The sequence below is a fragment of the Pseudomonas sp. Sample_16 genome (assembly GCF_004307665.1).
GTDB lineage: Bacteria > Pseudomonadota > Gammaproteobacteria > Pseudomonadales > Pseudomonadaceae > Aquipseudomonas.
The window spans coordinates 43,891-61,392 of sequence record NZ_RCOB01000148.1; the positions used below are offsets into that span (position 1 = coordinate 43,891).

At 59.4% G+C, this 17,502-nt stretch carries 17 protein-coding genes; 6 read left to right on the forward strand and 11 right to left on the reverse strand.

The window, feature by feature from the left end; genetic code table 11:
* Positions 1–70 precede the first annotated feature (70 nt).
* The 4 genes from D8U69_RS19945 (at position 71) to D8U69_RS19960 (ending at position 2,511) form a co-directional block, all read left to right on the forward strand.
* Positions 71–1,354, forward strand: coding sequence for an aminotransferase class III-fold pyridoxal phosphate-dependent enzyme (locus D8U69_RS19945; protein WP_130907968.1), 1,284 nt, complete (start codon positions 71–73; stop codon positions 1,352–1,354).
* 246 nt (positions 1,355–1,600) lie between these two features.
* The gene (locus D8U69_RS19950; RefSeq protein WP_130907987.1) at positions 1,601–1,957 is read left to right on the forward strand and encodes a type II toxin-antitoxin system RelE/ParE family toxin; all 357 of its coding nucleotides are present in this window, start codon (positions 1,601–1,603) and stop codon (positions 1,955–1,957) included.
* Positions 1,950–2,270, forward strand: a complete 321-nt coding sequence (locus D8U69_RS19955; RefSeq protein WP_056853562.1) for a DNA-binding transcriptional regulator — start codon at positions 1,950–1,952, stop codon at positions 2,268–2,270. Before D8U69_RS19950 ends, D8U69_RS19955 begins: the two co-directional genes overlap by 8 nt.
* A gap of 82 nt (positions 2,271–2,352) precedes the next feature.
* The gene (locus D8U69_RS19960; RefSeq protein WP_003228885.1) at positions 2,353–2,511 is read left to right on the forward strand and encodes a YqaE/Pmp3 family membrane protein; all 159 of its coding nucleotides are present in this window, start codon (positions 2,353–2,355) and stop codon (positions 2,509–2,511) included.
* A gap of 1 nt (position 2,512) precedes the next feature.
* Here the strand turns inward: D8U69_RS19960 and D8U69_RS19965 are convergent, their stop codons facing one another.
* The 10 genes from D8U69_RS19965 to D8U69_RS20010 form a co-directional block, all read right to left on the reverse strand.
* Positions 2,513–4,339 carry a S9 family peptidase gene (locus tag D8U69_RS19965; RefSeq protein WP_130907969.1) on the reverse strand — a complete coding sequence of 609 codons (1,827 nt, stop codon included), beginning with the start codon at positions 4,337–4,339 and terminating at the stop codon, positions 2,513–2,515.
* Entirely contained in the window at positions 4,305–5,477 is a 1,173-nt protein-coding gene (pqqE, locus tag D8U69_RS19970) for a pyrroloquinoline quinone biosynthesis protein PqqE (RefSeq protein WP_130907970.1), read from the reverse strand. The genes D8U69_RS19965 and pqqE overlap by 35 nt, the downstream gene beginning before the upstream one ends.
* Positions 5,449–5,724, reverse strand: a complete 276-nt coding sequence (pqqD, locus tag D8U69_RS19975; RefSeq protein ID WP_056853559.1) for a pyrroloquinoline quinone biosynthesis peptide chaperone PqqD — start codon at positions 5,722–5,724, stop codon at positions 5,449–5,451. The genes pqqE and pqqD overlap by 29 nt, the downstream gene beginning before the upstream one ends.
* Entirely contained in the window at positions 5,721–6,473 is a 753-nt protein-coding gene (gene pqqC, locus D8U69_RS19980) for a pyrroloquinoline-quinone synthase PqqC (RefSeq protein ID WP_130907971.1), read from the reverse strand. The genes pqqD and pqqC overlap by 4 nt, the downstream gene beginning before the upstream one ends.
* A 154-nt stretch (positions 6,474–6,627) precedes the next feature.
* The gene (pqqB, locus tag D8U69_RS19985; protein ID WP_056853557.1) at positions 6,628–7,539 is read right to left on the reverse strand and encodes a pyrroloquinoline quinone biosynthesis protein PqqB; all 912 of its coding nucleotides are present in this window, start codon (positions 7,537–7,539) and stop codon (positions 6,628–6,630) included.
* An 81-nt stretch (positions 7,540–7,620) separates the two neighbouring features.
* Positions 7,621–7,695 (reverse strand): pyrroloquinoline quinone precursor peptide PqqA, encoded by a 75-nt coding sequence (gene pqqA, locus D8U69_RS19990; RefSeq protein ID WP_003444522.1) that lies wholly within the window; start codon positions 7,693–7,695, stop codon positions 7,621–7,623.
* Between the two features lie 162 nt (positions 7,696–7,857).
* Positions 7,858–10,284 carry a pyrroloquinoline quinone biosynthesis protein PqqF gene (gene pqqF / locus D8U69_RS19995; protein WP_130907972.1) on the reverse strand — a complete coding sequence of 809 codons (2,427 nt, stop codon included), beginning with the start codon at positions 10,282–10,284 and terminating at the stop codon, positions 7,858–7,860.
* Between the two features lie 42 nt (positions 10,285–10,326).
* Positions 10,327–11,121, reverse strand: a complete 795-nt coding sequence (locus D8U69_RS20000; protein WP_056853555.1) for a carbon-nitrogen hydrolase family protein — start codon at positions 11,119–11,121, stop codon at positions 10,327–10,329.
* A gap of 12 nt (positions 11,122–11,133) precedes the next feature.
* Positions 11,134–12,816, reverse strand: a complete 1,683-nt coding sequence (locus D8U69_RS20005; RefSeq protein WP_130907973.1) for an NAD(P)/FAD-dependent oxidoreductase — start codon at positions 12,814–12,816, stop codon at positions 11,134–11,136.
* Positions 12,817–13,036: 220 nt separating this feature from the next.
* Entirely contained in the window at positions 13,037–13,498 is a 462-nt protein-coding gene (locus D8U69_RS20010; RefSeq protein WP_007980298.1) for an Lrp/AsnC family transcriptional regulator, read from the reverse strand.
* Between the two features lie 184 nt (positions 13,499–13,682).
* Here D8U69_RS20010 and D8U69_RS20015 point away from each other — a divergent pair, with 184 nt between their 5' ends.
* A complete protein-coding gene (locus D8U69_RS20015) occupies positions 13,683–16,037 on the forward strand; it encodes a glucose/quinate/shikimate family membrane-bound PQQ-dependent dehydrogenase (RefSeq protein WP_130907974.1) in 2,355 nt (784 codons plus the stop codon).
* Between the two features lie 112 nt (positions 16,038–16,149).
* Complete coding sequence (locus D8U69_RS20020; RefSeq protein ID WP_130907975.1) at positions 16,150–16,782, forward strand: peptidase M41; 633 nt, start codon at positions 16,150–16,152, stop codon at positions 16,780–16,782.
* Between the two features lie 85 nt (positions 16,783–16,867).
* Here D8U69_RS20020 and D8U69_RS20025 read toward each other — a convergent pair whose 3' ends face one another.
* Positions 16,868–17,188 (reverse strand): DUF3077 domain-containing protein, encoded by a 321-nt coding sequence (locus tag D8U69_RS20025; protein WP_130907976.1) that lies wholly within the window; start codon positions 17,186–17,188, stop codon positions 16,868–16,870.
* Positions 17,189–17,502: the final 314 nt, after the last annotated feature.

Here is a 17,502-nt window from a genome sequence, read left to right on the forward strand (position 1 = left end):
CGATGAAGAGCATTGGCTTCGCTGTTGTTTGCATAGGTAACGCAAAACACCTGAAACGCAGGTTGAACCCATGAATCTGTTCAGCCTGCGGCGCGCTTCGCCATCGATTGATGATCTGGTGGCGGGTGCTTCCTTCCCCTCCAGTTACGAAAACCTCTCCAGTGAGTGCCTGATGCCCAGTGTCGAGCGGCCCCATCAGATTTTTGTCCGCGGCCAAGGTTCGTGGTTGTGGGACAGCGATGATCGCGCGTATCTGGATTTTTCCCAGGGCGGCGGGGCCAACAGCCTGGGCCACAGTCCCAAAGCACTGGTCAATGCCATCACGGCGCAGGCGCAGGCGCTGATCAATCCCGGTTTCAGCCTGCATAACCGCGGCATGCTCAACCTCGCCGAGCGTTTGTGCCTGAGTACCGGCAGCGATCAGGCTTACATGCTCAACACGGGCAGCGAAGCCTGTGAGGCCGCGATCAAATTGGCGCGCAAATGGGGCCAACAGCATCGCGGCGGCGCTTCGCGGATCATCGTCGCCAATAACGGCTGCCATGGTCGTAGCCTGGCGACGATCTCGGCGTCGGACAGTTCGACTTTGGCCAACCGATTTGAACCGCAGCTGCCAGGCTTCAGCCATGTTCCCTACAACGATCTTCCGGCGCTGCACGCGGCTGTTGACGAGCGAACCGTGGCGATCATGCTCGAACCGATTCAGAGCGAAGCCGGAGTGATTGCGGCCACGGCGCATTATCTCAAAGGCGTCGAACGTCTGTGTCGGGAGCTGGGGATCCTGTTGATTCTCGACGAAGTGCAAACCGGATTGGGTCGCTGCGGCACCTTGCTCGCCGAACAGTCCTACGGTGTGCGCGCCGATATCGTCGTCCTCGGCAAAGGGCTGGGCGGTGGGGTGCCCTTGGCCGCATTGCTGGCGCGGGGCAAGGCTTGCTGTTTCGACACTGGCGAACTGGGCGGCACCCATCACGGCAATGCACTGATGACCGCGGCGGGTCTGGCGGTGCTCGACAGTGTGCAGGACAAAGGATTTCTCGAACATGTCGGGGAATCCGCCCTGCACCTGCGCGAAGGTTTGCAGCGTTTGTCCCATCGTTACGGTCACGGCGAACTGCGCGGCCAGGGGCTGCTTTGGGGGCTGACTCTATCCGACGATTCTGCTGATGCCGTCGTCAACGCAGCCTTGTTTGAAGGCTTGCTGCTCAACGCTCCGCAACCGGACTGCCTGCGCTTCACCCCGGCGCTGACCGTCAGCATGGCCAATATCGATGAAATGCTCCTGCGCCTGGCCCGCGCTTTCTCCCGTGTGCGCACCGCGCAATTGCAATGCCGTAAAGGGATTGCCGTCTGATCAGACGCGTCCTGCACACATTCCAGAACCGTCTCGCGGTAATACGCACGCCCTGCGCCTGATTTTTTTTGGCGTGGGGCGTTTTTTTGTGGCGGGGTTTTGCCATGGGGCAAATTCGGCTTGAGACTTGATCGTATAAATGGCTTTTTAAAGGTGCCGACAGGGAATGTCGATACCCGCTCAACCATCACGGTTGGCTTTGAGCTCTATACCACACAGTGGTATGTTTTTGGGGAAGGGATGCCAATGTCACAAAGGCTTTTCAAGACGAAATGCTTTGCAATGGTCGCCGGAAAGGCATGGATTGGAGATGATGAGCTTCGAGAGGCCTTCCTCGAAATGCTCAAAGGGCAGGCGGATAATCTCGGCGGCGGGGTCTGGAAGAAACGCTTGAACTCCAATCGCCATCGCTCGATTGTTTTGGCGAGGGGTGGTGAATACTGGGTTTACCAGTTCATGTATGCCAAAAAGAATCAGAGCAATATCAGTCATACCGAGCTGATCGCGTTTCGGAAAATGGCCAAGACCGACGAGGGACTGACAGAGTTGCAAATCCAGTATTTACTGGATACGAGGGAGTTTACGGAGATTTTTTATGAGTAAGAAATTCAAGAGCGAGGCGTTTGAATCAATCCACGAATCTGCCAGTGCCTTGTATGCCATCGGCGCAATCAGCAAGGCGACCATGCGCGAATTCGATGCGTCGTGCCTGGCGAACGTACCGGACGCGATACCGGCTGAACAGATCAAGGCGCTACGTGAACGCAACAATGTCAGCCAACCGGTGTTCGCGCGTTACCTGAACACCAGCGCTTCTACGGTCAAACAGTGGGAATCAGGGGATAAACATCCCAGCGGCATGGCGCTGAAGCTGCTGAGCATCGTTCAGAAACATGGTCTGGAGATACTGGCCTGAGGAATCCGGCTGAACCCTGACCAACGGCAAGGGTCGATTAGCTGTAGGGCTTGCATGAGCCCCATTCAATCAGGAGCTGCCCATGGACTTCATTCGCATCATCATCGCTATCTTGTTGCCGCCACTGGGCGTGTTTCTGCAAGTAGGATTCGGCGGGGCGTTCTGGCTGAATATTTTGCTGACGCTGTGCGGCTACATTCCGGGGATCGTGCACGCGGTGTACATCATCGCCAAGCGTTGATTTACAGCGGCAGATTCATCACTCGCCGATAAAACGACCACTCCTGCTCCAGCGCATGGGCCTGGTTACCGGCCTTGCGGAAACCGTGACGTTCATCCGCGTAGTAATGCGCTTCGACCAGGAGGCCGTTGTTCTGCAAGGCTTCGACCATATCGCGGGTCTGCTGAGGCACGACCACGGCGTCCAGTTCCCCTTGGAAAAAGATCACCGGCACGCGAATGTTGTCGGCGTGCAATAACGGTGTGCGCGCGGCATAGCGCTGGGCGTCCTGCACTGGATCGCCGATCAGCCAATCGAGGTAGTCGCCTTCGAACTTGTGGGTAGCCCGGCCCAATGCCACCGGATCGCTGACCCCGTAAAGGCTGGCGCCGGCGCGGAACACGTTGTGAAAGGCCAGTGCGCACAGCGTGGTGTAGCCACCTGCGCTGCCGCCGCGGATGAACGCTTTGTCGCCATTGATCAAGCCACGATCGGCGAGATGGCTGACCACCGCGCACGCATCTTCGACATCCACCTCACCCCAACTCAAATGCAAAGCCTGGCGGTAGGCTCGGCCATAGCCACTGCTGCCGCGGTAGTTGAGATCTGCCACGGCGAAACCGCGTTGTGTCCAGTACTGAATTCGCGGGTCGAGCATCGGATAGCACGCCGAAGTCGGGCCACCATGGATGAACACCACCAACGGTGGTTTCGCTTCCCCGGTCATTGCCGGATAGAAGAAACCGTGAGCCTCGCCCGAACCGCTTGGGTAACGCAGGGTCTGCGGGCGACTGATTCTTTCAGCGGGCAGCGGAGTGACACCTCCGGCCAGCACGTTTACCTTTTGCGACTGGCGATCGATCGCGATCACCGCAGCCGAACTGACCGGTGAGGCGGCGATGCAGTAAATGAACTGCGCATCGATGGCGAGGTGGCGGAAGCGGCTGTAATCGCTGGAATAGTCTTGCGTGGAATGACCACACAGGCCCAATCGACCGAAACCGTCTTCTGTCCAGCTCGCCAGATAGTCGCCATCATTCAGGGGTAACCAGGTGCAGCCACCGAGTTGCCAGGGTGCCGGACCATAATCGGCGGCAGCGCTTGGCAGTGGGGTCAGAGCGTTTTCCGCTTCCACCCACGGTTGCCAGTACCCGCCCCGATCCGTCAGGCAAAACAACCGACCGGCGTTATCGAATCTCGGTTGTTGCAGGGATTCTTCAGCATTGTCTCCGGCCACGCAGCGGGCCGGGCCGAAGGTGTTATCGGTCAGGCGCTCGGCAACCATCAAGCGGGTTGCGGTCCACGGCTGATGTGGGCGGCTCCACTCTATCCAGGCCAGTCGATGAGCGTCAGGACTGAGGGTCGGGGCCGCGTAGAAGTCGGCGCCTTCGGCCAGCAGGTGTCGCGTGCCGTCCGCCAGATCGATCGCGACCAAACGGTGCTGGTTGCCGTTTTCCTCAACCGTCAGCACCTGACCATTGGCGAACTGCAAATCACCGTAACGGCAGGTACCGCAGGTCAGCCTTTCTGGCGTCTCGCCCTGGAGCGATTGACGATACAGTTGCTGGTCAGCCTCATTGACGAAGACGATGCCGTCGGCAGTCAGACAAAACGCTCCACCGCCATATTCGTACACCCGACTGCGCACGCTGAACCCGGGCGGTGTCAGGCACGTCGCTGTGCCAGCTTGCCAGTGCCAGACTCGGCACGCGGCGTCCTCCGGACGATATTCATTCCAGAACAAGCCGTGTGGGCCAACCTGTAACTCGGCAAAGTCGATACCGGCCGCTACTGCTTTGGCGGCGCTCAGAGGTTCAGCTTTTGGCGATGAGGCGTGAGTTTCGTTCATTGCGAAAGGCCAGTTGTTCGATGGTCTGGGTGGCGTGCTCGGCTTCTTCGCGGGCCTTGAGGATTACGCCGTGATGGGCGGATTTGCTGCACACCGGATCGGCGTTGCTCGCGTCACCGGTGAGCATGAATGCCTGACAGCGACAGCCGCCGAAGTCTTTTTCTTTCTCGTCGCAGGAACGGCACGGCTCGGGCATCCAGTCATAGCCGCGAAAACGGTTGAAACCGAACGAGTCATACCAGATGTGTTGCATGCTGTGGTCGCGCACATTGGGAAACTGCACCGGCATCTGTCGGGCACCGTGACACGGCAAGGCGGTTCCGTCCGGCGTTACTGTCAGAAAAATACTGCCCCAGCCATTCATACAGGCTTTCGGGCGTTCTTCGTAATAGTCCGGCGTGACGAAAATCAATTTGCACGGATGCCCTTCGGCTTCCAGTTTGGCCCGGTATTCATTGGTGATGCGTTCGGCGCGCAGCAGTTGCTCTTTGGTCGGTAAAAGTCCGACACGATTGAGCTGCGCCCAACCATAGAACTGGCACGTGGCGAGTTCGACGAAGTCCGCTTCAAGGGCGATGCACAGCTCGATGATGCGGTCGATCTTGTCGATGTTGTGCCGATGGGTGACGAAGTTCAGCACCATCGGATAGCCGTGGGCTTTCACCGCACGGGCCATTTCCAGTTTCTGCGCGAAAGCCTTTTTCGAGCCGGCCAGCAAGTTGTTCACCTGCTCGTCGCTGGCCTGGAAACTGATCTGGATGTGATCGAGGCCGGCCTTCTTGAAGTCACTGATTTTCTGTTCGGTGAGGCCGATGCCGGAGGTGATCAGATTGGTGTAGAAACCCAATTTGCGTGCTTCGCCGATCAGCTCGGCGAGGTCCTGACGCACCAGCGGTTCGCCACCGGAAAAACCCAGCTGCGCCGCGCCCATTTCCCGCGCTTCACGAAACACCTTGATCCACTGTTCGGTGCTCAGCTCCTTGCCCTGTTCAGCAAAGTCCAACGGGTTGGAGCAGTACGGGCATTGCAGCGGGCAGCGGTACGTCAGCTCAGCCAACAGCCACAGCGGCAGGCCGATCTCGGGTTTGGGCGGTACTTGCACCGATGACTCAGGCAAGTTCGATCCAGTGCTGCGCACGGGCAACCTCCATGAATTGCTCGATGTCGTCACCGAGCTCGGGCACGCCGGGGAACTGCTGGTCAAGCGCCTCGATGATCGCCGCGACATCCCGCTCGCCATCAATCAAGCCACCGATCAACGCGGCGCTTTCATTGAGTTTAATCATGCCTTCCGGATACAGCAGCACGTGGCCTTTCTGCGCCGGTTCGTACTGGAAACGGTAGCCGGGACGCCAGCTCGGCGTCTTGCTGCGATCAAAGCTCATAAAGTGATTCCTTTGTGCCAGACCCGCTCACGGGTCACGCTGTGATATGGCGGGCGTTGCAGTTCGTAGGCCATGCTCATGGCATCGAGCATGCTCCAAAGAATGTCCAGTTTGAACTGGAGAATTTCCAGCATGCGCTCCTGGCCTTCACGGGTCTTGTAGTGCTCAAGGGTGATCGCCAGACCGTGCTCGACATCACGCCGCGCTTGACCCAGGCGGGTGCGGAAATACTCGTAGCCGGCCGGGTCGATCCATGGGTAATGCTGGGGCCAACTGTCCAGGCGCGACTGGTGGATTTGTGGTGCGAACAGTTCGGTCAGCGAGCTGCTGGCGGCTTCCTGCCAGCTGGCGCGACGGGCGAAGTTGACGTAGGCATCCACCGCGAAACGCACGCCGGGGAGCACCAGCTCTTGCGAACGCAGTTGATCCGGGTCCAGGCCGACGGCTTGACCCAGACGCAGCCAGGCTTCAATGCCGCCGTCTTCCCCCGGTGCGCCATCATGGTCGAGCAGGCGCTGAATCCACTCGCGACGGATCTCGCGGTCCGGGCAGTTGGCCAGAATGGCAGCATCCTTGAGCGGGATGTTCACTTGATAGTAAAAGCGGTTGGCGACCCAACCCTGGATCTGCTCACGGCTAGCGCGACCTTCATACATCGCCACGTGGTAGGGGTGGTGGATGTGGTAGAAGGCGCCTTTGGCGCGCAGGGCCGCTTCGAATTCGGCTGGGGACATTGCAGTGTCAGTCATTGCGGTGCTCCGGAGTACAACCGGTGGATTCTTTGGTGTCTGGTCTGGCGCCATCGCTGGCTAGCCAGCTCCCACAGGTTTTGTGTTGCGCCACAGATTTCGCGTGCACGATCAATCCCAGTGGGAGCTGGCTTGCCAGCGATGGGGCCATCAGCTACAGCACAATGCTCATGCCGTCATACGCCACTTCAACCTGGCGCCGATCCAGCTCTGCACGCTGCGGCGAATCCTCATCAAGAATCGGATTGGTATTGTTGATGTGGATAAGCACCTTGCGCTGTTTGGGCAGTTGCTCAAGCACTTCGAGCATGCCACCAGGGCCGTTTTGCGCCAGGTGCCCCATCTCGCGACCGGTACGGGTGCCGACGCCCCGGCGCTGCATTTCGTCATCGTCCCACAAGGTGCCGTCCACCAGCAGGCAATCACTGCCGGCCATGATCTCCAGCAATGACGCATCAACCTTGCCCAGGCCCGGTGCATAGAACAATTTGCCACCGGTGTTGAGGTCCTCGACGATCAGGCCGATGTTGTCGCCCGGATGCGGATCGAAACGATGCGGGGAGTAGGGCGGCGCGGCGCTACGCAGGGGCAGTGGGGTGAAACGCAGGTTCGGGCAGGCTGGCACGCTGAAACTCTGGTCGAGTTCAATGCGGTTCCAGGTCAGCCCGCCATTCCAGTGGTTGAGCATGTTGAACAGCGGAAAGCCGCTGCTCAGGTCTTCATGGACCATGTCCGTACACCAGACCTGATGCGGGCAACCTTCACGCAGCATGAGCAGGCCGGTGGTGTGGTCGATCTGGCTGTCCATGAGGATGATGGCGCTGATCCCGGTATCGCGCAGGGCACGGCCCGGTTGCATCGGAGCGAAGCTCTGGAGCTGGGCGCGAATGTCCGGGGAGGTGTTGCACAGCACCCAGTTCACGCCGTCATCGGAGATCGCGATGGACGATTGCGTCCGCGCCTTGGCCCGCAGGCTGCCGTCGCGAAAACCTGCGCAGTTCACGCAGTTACAGTTCCACTGGGGGAAACCGCCGCCGGCAGCGGAACCTAGAATCTGGACAAACATGGGCGCTCCATCATTTCAACGCTGAAAATAAAACGCCTCGGATATCCGAGGCGTTGTGCTGCTCAACTGCCAAGGCAGCGATTAGCGGCTTGCGAAGTACATGGTGACTTCAAAGCCGATACGCAGGTCGGTGTAAGCCGGTTTGGTCCAGGCCATAAATTGAACTCCTTCAGGTAGGGTAAGGACAGCGCTATCTATAGGTATAGTCCACCTCAAGTCAGAGATGTTCCAAATAGTTAGGCTGCTATGTTACTCAAAATTTCAGAGGGATTGCCCGTGAAACTTTGAGAAAGCTCGTTGCAGCCCTGGTAATGATCATTATGTCGCTTGCCAAGGTGCGCCCGGTGCGATGCCGTTGGCCAGGCAGTGCCAGCCGCCCTCGGCTTGATTCAATCGCTGTGCGGCAGCCAGCAAAAGGGGGCGGTCGATCAGCAAAATTGCTTCGGGCAACTGTGTCAGATAATCCGACGAGCGGCCCGCCAGTTTGGCTTGCCACAACAACTCGGCTGCCTCGACGACGGGCAATGCGGTGCTTGAAAACTGGCCAGCCAGAATCTGACGCTGGGCGATGAAAGCGCTGTCGTCGATGGCATTGATCCGCTGCGGCAAACTGCCGAGGAACTGCTCAATGTGCTGCAACAGGTCCACTGGTGCCACGCTCGGTGATTGCACACCGAATAGCAGCCCGGTTTGCCCATGAATCTGCCGCAGCGCGCTGAACACGGCATAACCTAGCTGCAACTCCACTCGCAGACGCTGGTAGAACGACGTCTGGCAGATATGTGCCAGCAAACGCCACGCGGCTTCGTCGGCCAGTTCAGTGGTTGAAGTCGGACAGTACAGCAGGATCGCATGCTCGCTCGAATCGGTATCGACAATGCTCCATAGGCGTTGTGATGGGATCGAAAGCGGCGGGGTCTGCTGATTGTCCGGCGTTCCGGGAATGCGGCTCAAAGCGAGGCCCATGGCCGCTTGAGTCTGGGCGGACAGGCCAATCGCCAGACCGTCCCAGCGTGCACTCGCCCAGAGTTGCTGCATGTCGTCCGAGTTAGCGGTGTGGCCAAGACAGTGGTCAGGCAATGCCTTGAGCAATTGTCGAATCGGAATCAGCGCAACGCTTGCAGGTTCTGGCTGTACGACCACGGCATCAGGCGTTGTCAGCGCTTTCAGCGCGTGCTCCAGGATGATGGGCATCGGCTCCTGCAAGCCGGTCATCTTCAGAAGCCACTCATTTCCCGAAACGTTGAAGGAAAAGTCCACACCCGCCTGACGTGCATCTTCGCGTAGCGGACGCAGCGCGCTGTCGAGCCGCGATTGAAGATGGCTGTCGGGCGTCAAGAGCAGACGCCAGCGTAGATAAATCGCACCTTCAATGCCGTTGTCCGGCAACGCCTGGCTGAATTGCATTGGCGAACGTTCGCGACGACTGCGCGAGCGGTCTTGGGCGAAAGTGCGCAGACCACGGTGGGCGCTGGTCTGGCCGCGAATCAGTCCGGCGTTGGTGGCTGGCGGCTCGGTGTTCAGGAATGGATTGGGTGCGGGCAGTTGCCATGAACCGCTGAAGTTATCCACCGCGCCAATCTGTTTGAGGATTTGCTTCAGGGCTTTAACACCGTGCCCGGATAACCCGGCTTCGCGCTGCTCGCTGTCCCGTCGGGCCAGTTGCAACGCACTGCTGACTTGTTGCTGGCGCTGGAGCAGGGCAGCGTACTCTTCACGCAACCGGCTCCAGTCTTGCTGGGCGAAGAAGCTCAGCCAATCCATGAGACGCCTTGGTATGTCGCTCGCCGATACTTCGAAGGGCAATGTGAATTCGATGTGCAGCAAGGCTTGCCCGGCGAATTGATACAGCGGTTCTGCCTTGAGCTTTTCGGCCACGCCTTTCTCGCGTAAATCCGCGAGCAAGCCCCCCGGTTTCTCGGCATTGAGCCAATGGCACAGGAATTCCAGTGCTTCGGTGCAAGAGTCGGGCAGCGATTCAAGGGCAAACAGTAAATCGAGCCGACGTTCGTCAGCCTGTTGATAGCTTCTGTCTGACGTCGTCAGCAGCGGCGTGGGAAGGGGTTGCGGGACTTTTTCACCTTGGGCAACAACCGCACCAAAGGCTTCGGCCATCACCCGCAATTCATCGAGACTCTGCGGGCCGGCAAGGCTCAAAGTCATCTGTCCGGTCTGGTAGAAGCGCTGATGAAAATGTTGCAAAGCGTGCTGAAACTCGGGTTGCCCAAGGGGCAGGCTGTCGCGATTGCCAGCGTGGAAACCCCGCAGCGGATGAGTCTCGGAGAGCCCCTCGAACAAAGCCAGTCGCTGTTGCGCCACTGGATCCTGCGACCACGCGACAAACTCCGCATGCAGCACTTCTCGTTCCCGCTGCTGATCGTCCGGATTCATACGCGGATGCGCGAGCATGTCTGACAAACGTTCCAGACCACCGGCAAACGCCTCGGGCGACAATTCGAAAAAGTAATCCGTGTTGCGTTCACTGGTCCGCGCATTCACTTGGCCGCCATGGCTCTGAACGTACGCCATCAACCCTTGGCCCGCAGGAAAACGCTCGGTACCGAGAAACAGCAAGTGCTCAAGAAAATGCGCCAGGCCAGGCCATGCCAGCGGCACATCGTGGCTCCCCGCAGCAACCCGCAATGCCGCCGCGCAGCGCTTCAAATTCGGGGCATGACGCAGCGTCACCCGCAAGCCGTTGGCCAGGGTTTCAGTATGGGGGCGAGGGTGATTAAACGCGGGCATGGGCACTTCCAGAACAGAGAAGCGCTCATGCTAGCGGATTCGTCAGCGCTTGTTCAGATCGCCGTAAAGCTCGGGGCGACGGTCGAGCAAATAGCGGTTGGCGGAACGCGAGTCGATCATCAGCTGACGATCCAGTTCACCAACGATCAACGCTTCATCAAGACCCGCTTGGGCGATACGGCTGCCATCAGGCGCGGCAATGCTGCTCTGGCCGCAGTAATGGATATCGCCTTCGTGCCCGCAGTAATTGGCGTAGGCCACATAGCACTGGTTTTCGAAAGCGCGGGAACGGACCGTGACATCGGCGACGAAATCAAAGGGAATCATATTCGCCGTTGGCACCAGAATCAGCTCGGCACCCTGGAGCGCCAGGCGCCGTGCGTTTTCCGGGAACTCCAGGTCGTAGCAGATCAGCAAACCAAGTTTCCAGCCGTTGAGTTCAACCACAGGGAAATCGTTGGCTCCGGCGCTGAACATCGAATGGTCGAGATCGCCGAACAGATGCGTTTTGCGGTAATTGCAGACACGCTCGCCGCTGGCGTCGATCAGTTGCACGGCATTGTAGATCTGCCCGTCCTCGGAGCGTTCGGGATAGCCATACAAAATGGCGATCCCTGCCGTTCGGGCAATGCGCGCGACCTGTTGCGCCGACTCACCGTTGTGCACTTCCGCCAGCACGCTGACGGCATCGATGCCGATGTTGTAGCCGGTCAGGAACATCTCCGGCAGCACCAGCAAATCGGCGCCTTTCGCCTCCAGCGCCAGTTGATGCAGGCGTTGCAGGTTGCCGGCGACATCCAGCGGCAACGGTGGACATTGGTAAAGGGCTACGCGCATTTCGGATTCCTCTTACTCGGGCAGGGCGATCGGTCCGATCTCGTTGAACACATCTCCTGGACCCGGATTCTCGGCGTGAGTTGCACCGCCGAAGTGTTTCATGATGCCCCACACTGCGTTGAGCGAGGTCTGCACCGCGCCTTCGACCCAGGCCGGCGTCCACGAAACGTCGTCACCGGCGATGAAAATCCCGCGCTGCTCGGCCGGCATGTCGTCCTGCATGAAGTGCGCGTACATGCGCTGATTGTAGCGGTAGTGGCCGGGCAGTGCGCCTTTGAAGGCACCGAGGAAGTGCGGGTCGGCTTCCCACGACACGGTGATCGGGTCGCCGATGATGCGCGCAGCGATGTCGACTTTCGGGTAGATCTTCTTCAGCGCATCCAGCGCCAGCTTCACGCGTTTTTCCACAGGATGCGGCAGCATTTTCAGCGCGTCGCTCATCCACGAGTACGACAGGCAAATCACCCCCGGCTTGTCGTCGCCGTTATCGAACAGGTAAGTGCCGCGGGTCAGGCGATCGGTGAGGGTCATGCTCATCAGGTCGCGGCCGGTCTCCGGATCCTTGTCCTTCCAGAAGGGGCGGTCGACCATCACGAAGGTCTTCGACGATTGCATGTAGCGGGTGCGGTCCAGGGCCATCCACATCTTTTGCGAGAACAGGGTTTCGTCGCATTCGATCTGGGTGGTCAGCAGCCAGCTCTGGCACGTGGTCAGCACCGCGGCGTATTCGCGGGTGTCGCCATTGTTGTCGGTGACCGCAAATCTGCCCCCCGGCGCGTGGGCGATTTTCTTCACCCCGGAACGTGGTGCACCGCTGTGCAATGACTTGAGGCTGGTGCCTTGCGGCCAGTGCACGCAGCGCTCAGGGACGTGGCGCCAGATGCCCTGCGGTACTTGTTCTACGCCACCGACCACCAGGTGTTGGTGATCGTCGCAGTTGGTCATCACCACGCGGAAGATTTCCAACATCGAGTTCGGGAAGTCCGAGTCCCAGCCACCGGTACCGAAGCCGACCTGGCCAAACACTTCACGGTGATGGAATGACAGCTTGGCGAACGCCTTGGAGGTGGCAACGAAATCGTAGAAGGTGCGGTCGTCCCACAGCGGTACGAGGGTGTTCCACAGCTCTTTGAGGCGCGGCACATCGCGGTCGCGGATGGCTTGCTGGATATCAGAGAACTGCGAGCCCGCTTCCAGGGCATCGGCCCAGGCGTCGGCGACTTCCTGGAAAAGCGCAGGAAGATCCGCCAATTTTTGTGCGTAATGGGTCTTGCCTTCCAGATCGATGACAGTGCTGCCTGAGGCCGGTGTCAGTGGGTTGGGGAAGGGCTTGGTTTCGAGATTCAGCTTGTCGACATAGTGATAGAACGCGGTGGACGACACCGGAAAGCGCATGCCGCCCAACTCGGCGACGATGCCGTCAGTGCCATTGAACGCCTGGGAGCGCAGGCGCCCCCCCAGCTTCGAGGCCTCATAGACCACGGGCTTGAGGCCCAGCTTCATCAATTCGTACGCTGCCACCAGCCCTGCGATCCCAGCGCCGACGATCGCCACTTCGGCACCGTGATTGTGCTCGGGAATGCTGCCAAGACCCGCCGGATGTTCGATCCAGTCGTCGAAGGCGAAAGGAAAGTCCGGGCCGAAAATAGTGACTGGTTTTTTACCGTCTGCAGGATGGCGATTGTTCTTGTTCATGGCTGACCTTGCTGGCGACCCGACGCGGGATGCGCGTCTGAGTATAGGAAAAGATGCCAGCCATTCTAGAGAGCACAGAACACGTTAATAAGACGCAAAGTGTCGTCATTTTGCTATCGGTTTGATCAATATGACGAACTATCAATACACACTGACTACTGTGGGAGCGGGCTTGCCCGCGAAGAGGCCAGTTCTGGCACCAAAAATTATCGGCAAAAACTCAAACCGGCTGCCCCCGATCAATCTTGCTACTCAAGATGATCGACGTCGTGGTTTTCTCCACACCATCCACACTGCCAATCTGGTCCAGCAACTGATCCAGCTGTTCCGGCGAATCAGTGCGCAACCACGCCACATAATCAAATTCGCCACTTACCGCACACAACTGCTGCACCTGCGCCATCGCGCTCAGACGCCGCAACACTTCCTTGCCGGAGCGTGGCTGTACGGTAATCCCGACATACGCCTGCAACCCGCCATCCACTACCCGTTGCCCGAGACGTACGCCATAACCGGTGATGACTTTGGCCTTTTCCAATCGTGCCAGGCGTGATGTGACCGTGGTGCGGGCGATGCCCAGTTGCCGGGCCAGCATGGCGACGCTCTCACGGGCGTTGATCTGCAGGGCCGCGATCAACTGGCGGTCGATTTCATCGAGAACGGGTGGGCGAGTGTCAGGCAAAGGGAGTCTCCAGGGCGTCGATCAATGCGCAAGCATGTTACAGGCAGTTTCTGCACGACGCTCGCGACGGTTCCTTGGGCTAGCCTTAGTACCGTTCAGGACATTTCTGCCTGCGACAAATTGCCATAAGTAACCAGGTAGTACATTATTCCGCCCCTTGTCACAAATGGGGAAAAATCTCGACATGAAAAATTCTGGGGTTGCCGCTGGCAGCAAGTGGTTGCTGGCGGGGTTGGGTGTGTTGATTGCACTGATCGGGCTTGGCCTGATCGGTGGTGGCGGGTACCTGATCGCGCTTGGGGGTAGCTGGTATTTCCTGCTGATGGGCCTGGCGATGCTGGTGTCCGGACTGATGATTGCCCGTCGCAAGCCGCTGGGTGCGTGGTTGTATGGCGTGGCGCTGATCCTCACCGCGATCTGGGCCGTCTGGGATGCTGGCCTTGAATACTGGCCGCTGGTCTCACGCGTGCTGACGTTTGCCGTCATCGGCCTGGTCGTGGCGTTGATCTATCCAACCCTGGTCCGCGCTTCGGGCGCGAACGGCGGGCGTGGCGCCTACGGGTTGGCCGGTATTCTGGGCATTGGCGTCGTTGCGACGATGGCCTACATGTTCGTCCCGACCCACGTGGTGAAGAACGACACCGTCCCTCCGGTAACGCCGGTCACCCCGGGCACCGAGCAGAAAGACTGGGCGCATTGGGGCAACACCACCGCCGGCAATCGCTTTGCCGCGCTGGACCAGATCAACAAAGGCAATATCGACAAATTGCAGGTCGCCTGGACCTTCCGTACCGGCGACATCCCGCAAAGCACCGGCGCTGGCGCTGAAGACCAGAATACCCCGCTGCAAATCGGTGACACGGTCTATACCTGCACCGCCTACGGCAAAGTCTTCGCCCTGGATGCCGACACGGGTGCCCAGCGTTGGAAGTTCGACCCACAAGGCACCGCGCCCAACTGGCAGCGCTGCCGTGGCCTGGGTTATTCCGAAACCCCGGTGTCATCGGACAGTCAGCCGGCCGCCTGTACGAAACGTCTGTTTCTGCCGACCGGCGATGCACGTCTGATCGCAATCAATGCTGAAACCGGCAAGCCTTGCGAAGAATTCGGTAACAAGGGCACCGTCGACCTGACCACCGACATGGGTGAGGTGAAGCCCGGTTACTACCAGCAGACCTCTACTCCATTGGTCGCCGGAGACGTGGTGATCGTCGGTGGCCGCGTGGCTGACAACTACTCCACCGGCGAGCCGCCGGGCGTGGTGCGAGCCTACGACGTGCGCAGCGGTGAACTGGTCTGGGCCTGGGATCCGGGCAACCCGAACACCACCAAACGTCCACCTGCCGGCGAGACCTACACCCGCGGTACGCCGAACGTTTGGTCGGCGATGTCCTACGATGCCAAGCTCGGTCTGGTGTACCTGCCAACCGGCAACGCCACCCCGGACTTCTTCGGCGGTCAACGCACCGAGATGGACAACAAGTGGAACTCGTCTGTCGTCGCCATCGATGTGAAAACCGGTCAGGTGCGCTGGCACTTCCAGACCACCCACAACGATCTGTGGGACTTTGACCTGCCGGCGCAACCGCTGCTGTATGACGTGCCGGACGACAAGGGCGGGACTCAGCCAGCCCTGGCGCAAGTCACCAAGCAGGGTGAGATCTTCCTGCTCAACCGTGAAACCGGCGTACCGATTGCCCGCGTTGAAGAGCGTCCGGTGCCGCAAGGCCATGTGCCCGGCGAACGCTATTCGCCGACGCAGCCGTTCTCCGTCGACATGCCGTCAATCGGCAACAAGACCCTGACCGAGTCAGACATGTGGGGTGCCACACCGTTTGACCAGTTGATGTGCCGCATCCAGTTCAAGGGCATGCGCCACGAAGGCGTCTACACCCCGCCAGGCATGGATCGCGCGCTGCAATTCCCGGGCTCGCTGGGCGGCATGAACTGGGGCAGCGTCTCGGTTGATCCGAACACGAACTACATGTTCGTCAACGACATGCGCCTGGGCCTGGCCAACTACATGATCCCGCGCGACAAGATCAAAGCCGGAGCCAGCGGCATTGAAATGGGCGTTGTCCCTCAGGAAGGCACACCGTTCGGCGCGATGCGCGAGCGCTTCCTCTCCGCGGTCGGCATTCCGTGCCAGAAGCCACCATTCGGCACCATGTCGGCCATCGACCTCAAGACTCACAAGTTGATGTGGCAAGTTCCGGTCGGCACCGTGCAGGACACCGGCCCACTGGGCATCCGTATGCACCTGCCGATCCCGATCGGCATGCCCACCCTCGGCGCGTCACTCGCTACCCAATCCGGTCTGCTGTTCTTCGCCGGCACCCAGGACTTCTACCTGCGCGCCTTCGACACCGGCAACGGCAACGAAATCTGGAAGTCGCGCTTGCCGGTAGGCAGCCAGTCCGGGCCAATGACTTACGTTTCACCGAAGACGGGCAAGCAGTACATCCTGCTGACCGTGGGCGGTGCGCGTCAGTCGCCGGATCGTGGGGATTATGTGATTGCCTACGCTTTGCCCAAATAAGGGCTGAAGCTTGGGTCAAAAAGCCGCGCCATTGCGCGGCTTTTTGTTGGGCGAAAGAGAGGGTGTGGAAATCGGCTAGGATTGAGGCAGTCAAGGGTGCGAGGTGAAGGGCATGACAACAAAGTTACCTACCGCCGTGCGCGACCGTGCATTGCAGATCGCCCACCACGAAATGGGCCACTACGTCGTGGCCCGCGCCTTGGGCTTTGCCACGGGCGGCGTGACCTTGACGGTGACCAAGGATCTGCGGCACCACGGAGGGGCGTCCATTACCCTGGTGCGCCCCATTTCGTCGATGGAAGCCATGAAGGCGTATCTGGAAGCCCGGATGATGGTGCTCCTGGCTGGCGCCATGGCGCAGACACTCCCTTCAAAACCTTCAGCCGCAAAACACGTTGATAAGCCCAAAGCCACCGCGATCCTCAAAGGCGAGCAGGGGGCAGAACAGGATTACGCAAAAATCAGGGAGCTGCAGCACCTGCTTCGCAACATCACCTGCCAGGATAGCGATCCAGCGTCGAGCGAGCGCATAACGGCGCAGCTTAAAGCGATGACTGATCGGCTGTGGGGCCGGACTCAAGCAATCATCGAAGATCAGGCCGGGACGATTTCTGAATTGGCAGTGGCACTGGTGGACGGCATGGCGCTTGTGGAGCAATGGGGGCGGGCTGCGGACACGTATGAGGTTGTATGGACGGGGCAGGTGCTGGAACGGTTGCGAGCCGTGCAGGCCATCCCTTCGTGATGTGTTTGGACTGAAAAACCTGGCTCTTTCAGTCCCAAAAAGGGAACGATCGGTCCCTTTTTGGGAGCTTTCAACTCTGCCGTGATTATTTTTTTTTCGAGGGGGCTGCTTCCTTTCGGGTTTGAGCAGGCCGCCGCGTTAGCACCTTCACCACATCATCAATCACCGCTTTGCTCATCGTCGTCAGGTAATGCGCAGCCCACGCGTGGCGGTCGGAGTCTTGGGCGTAGGCGGCATCGATGGTCAGGGACTTGGCGAGGAACAGCAGGTCGGAGGCTTGGGCCAGGGCGTCGGCGATGGGGACGTCGCGGCAGACGTGGAACAGGGGTTGATCCGAGAGATACATGAAGGGGGTGAAGCCGACGGTTTTTAGTTCTGAAATCGCAGATGTATTTGTTTTAGTCATGGTGAAGCTCCTAATTTGAAGGGCTGCCGCATTCGTTTCCAAGCGAATGGGTGGCAGCTGTGCGCAGGTTGGAAAACCGGGAAATTAGGAAACCGGCACGCCCGAAGACGTCCCGCGCACAGCTGCCATAACTCGTGGTTGAGATAGGCAAACTGCTGCTTTCAATTTCGACGGGTTTCCAAGCCCGATCGCTGAATGCTCAGCGACACCGGAGACTATCCCGTCAAACAAAAGCGCAACAAGGCGGCAAAGTGCCCAACAGCAAGATTCGGAGTTTGCCTACAAGGTCCTAAGGCGTCATCCGATATTTCGAC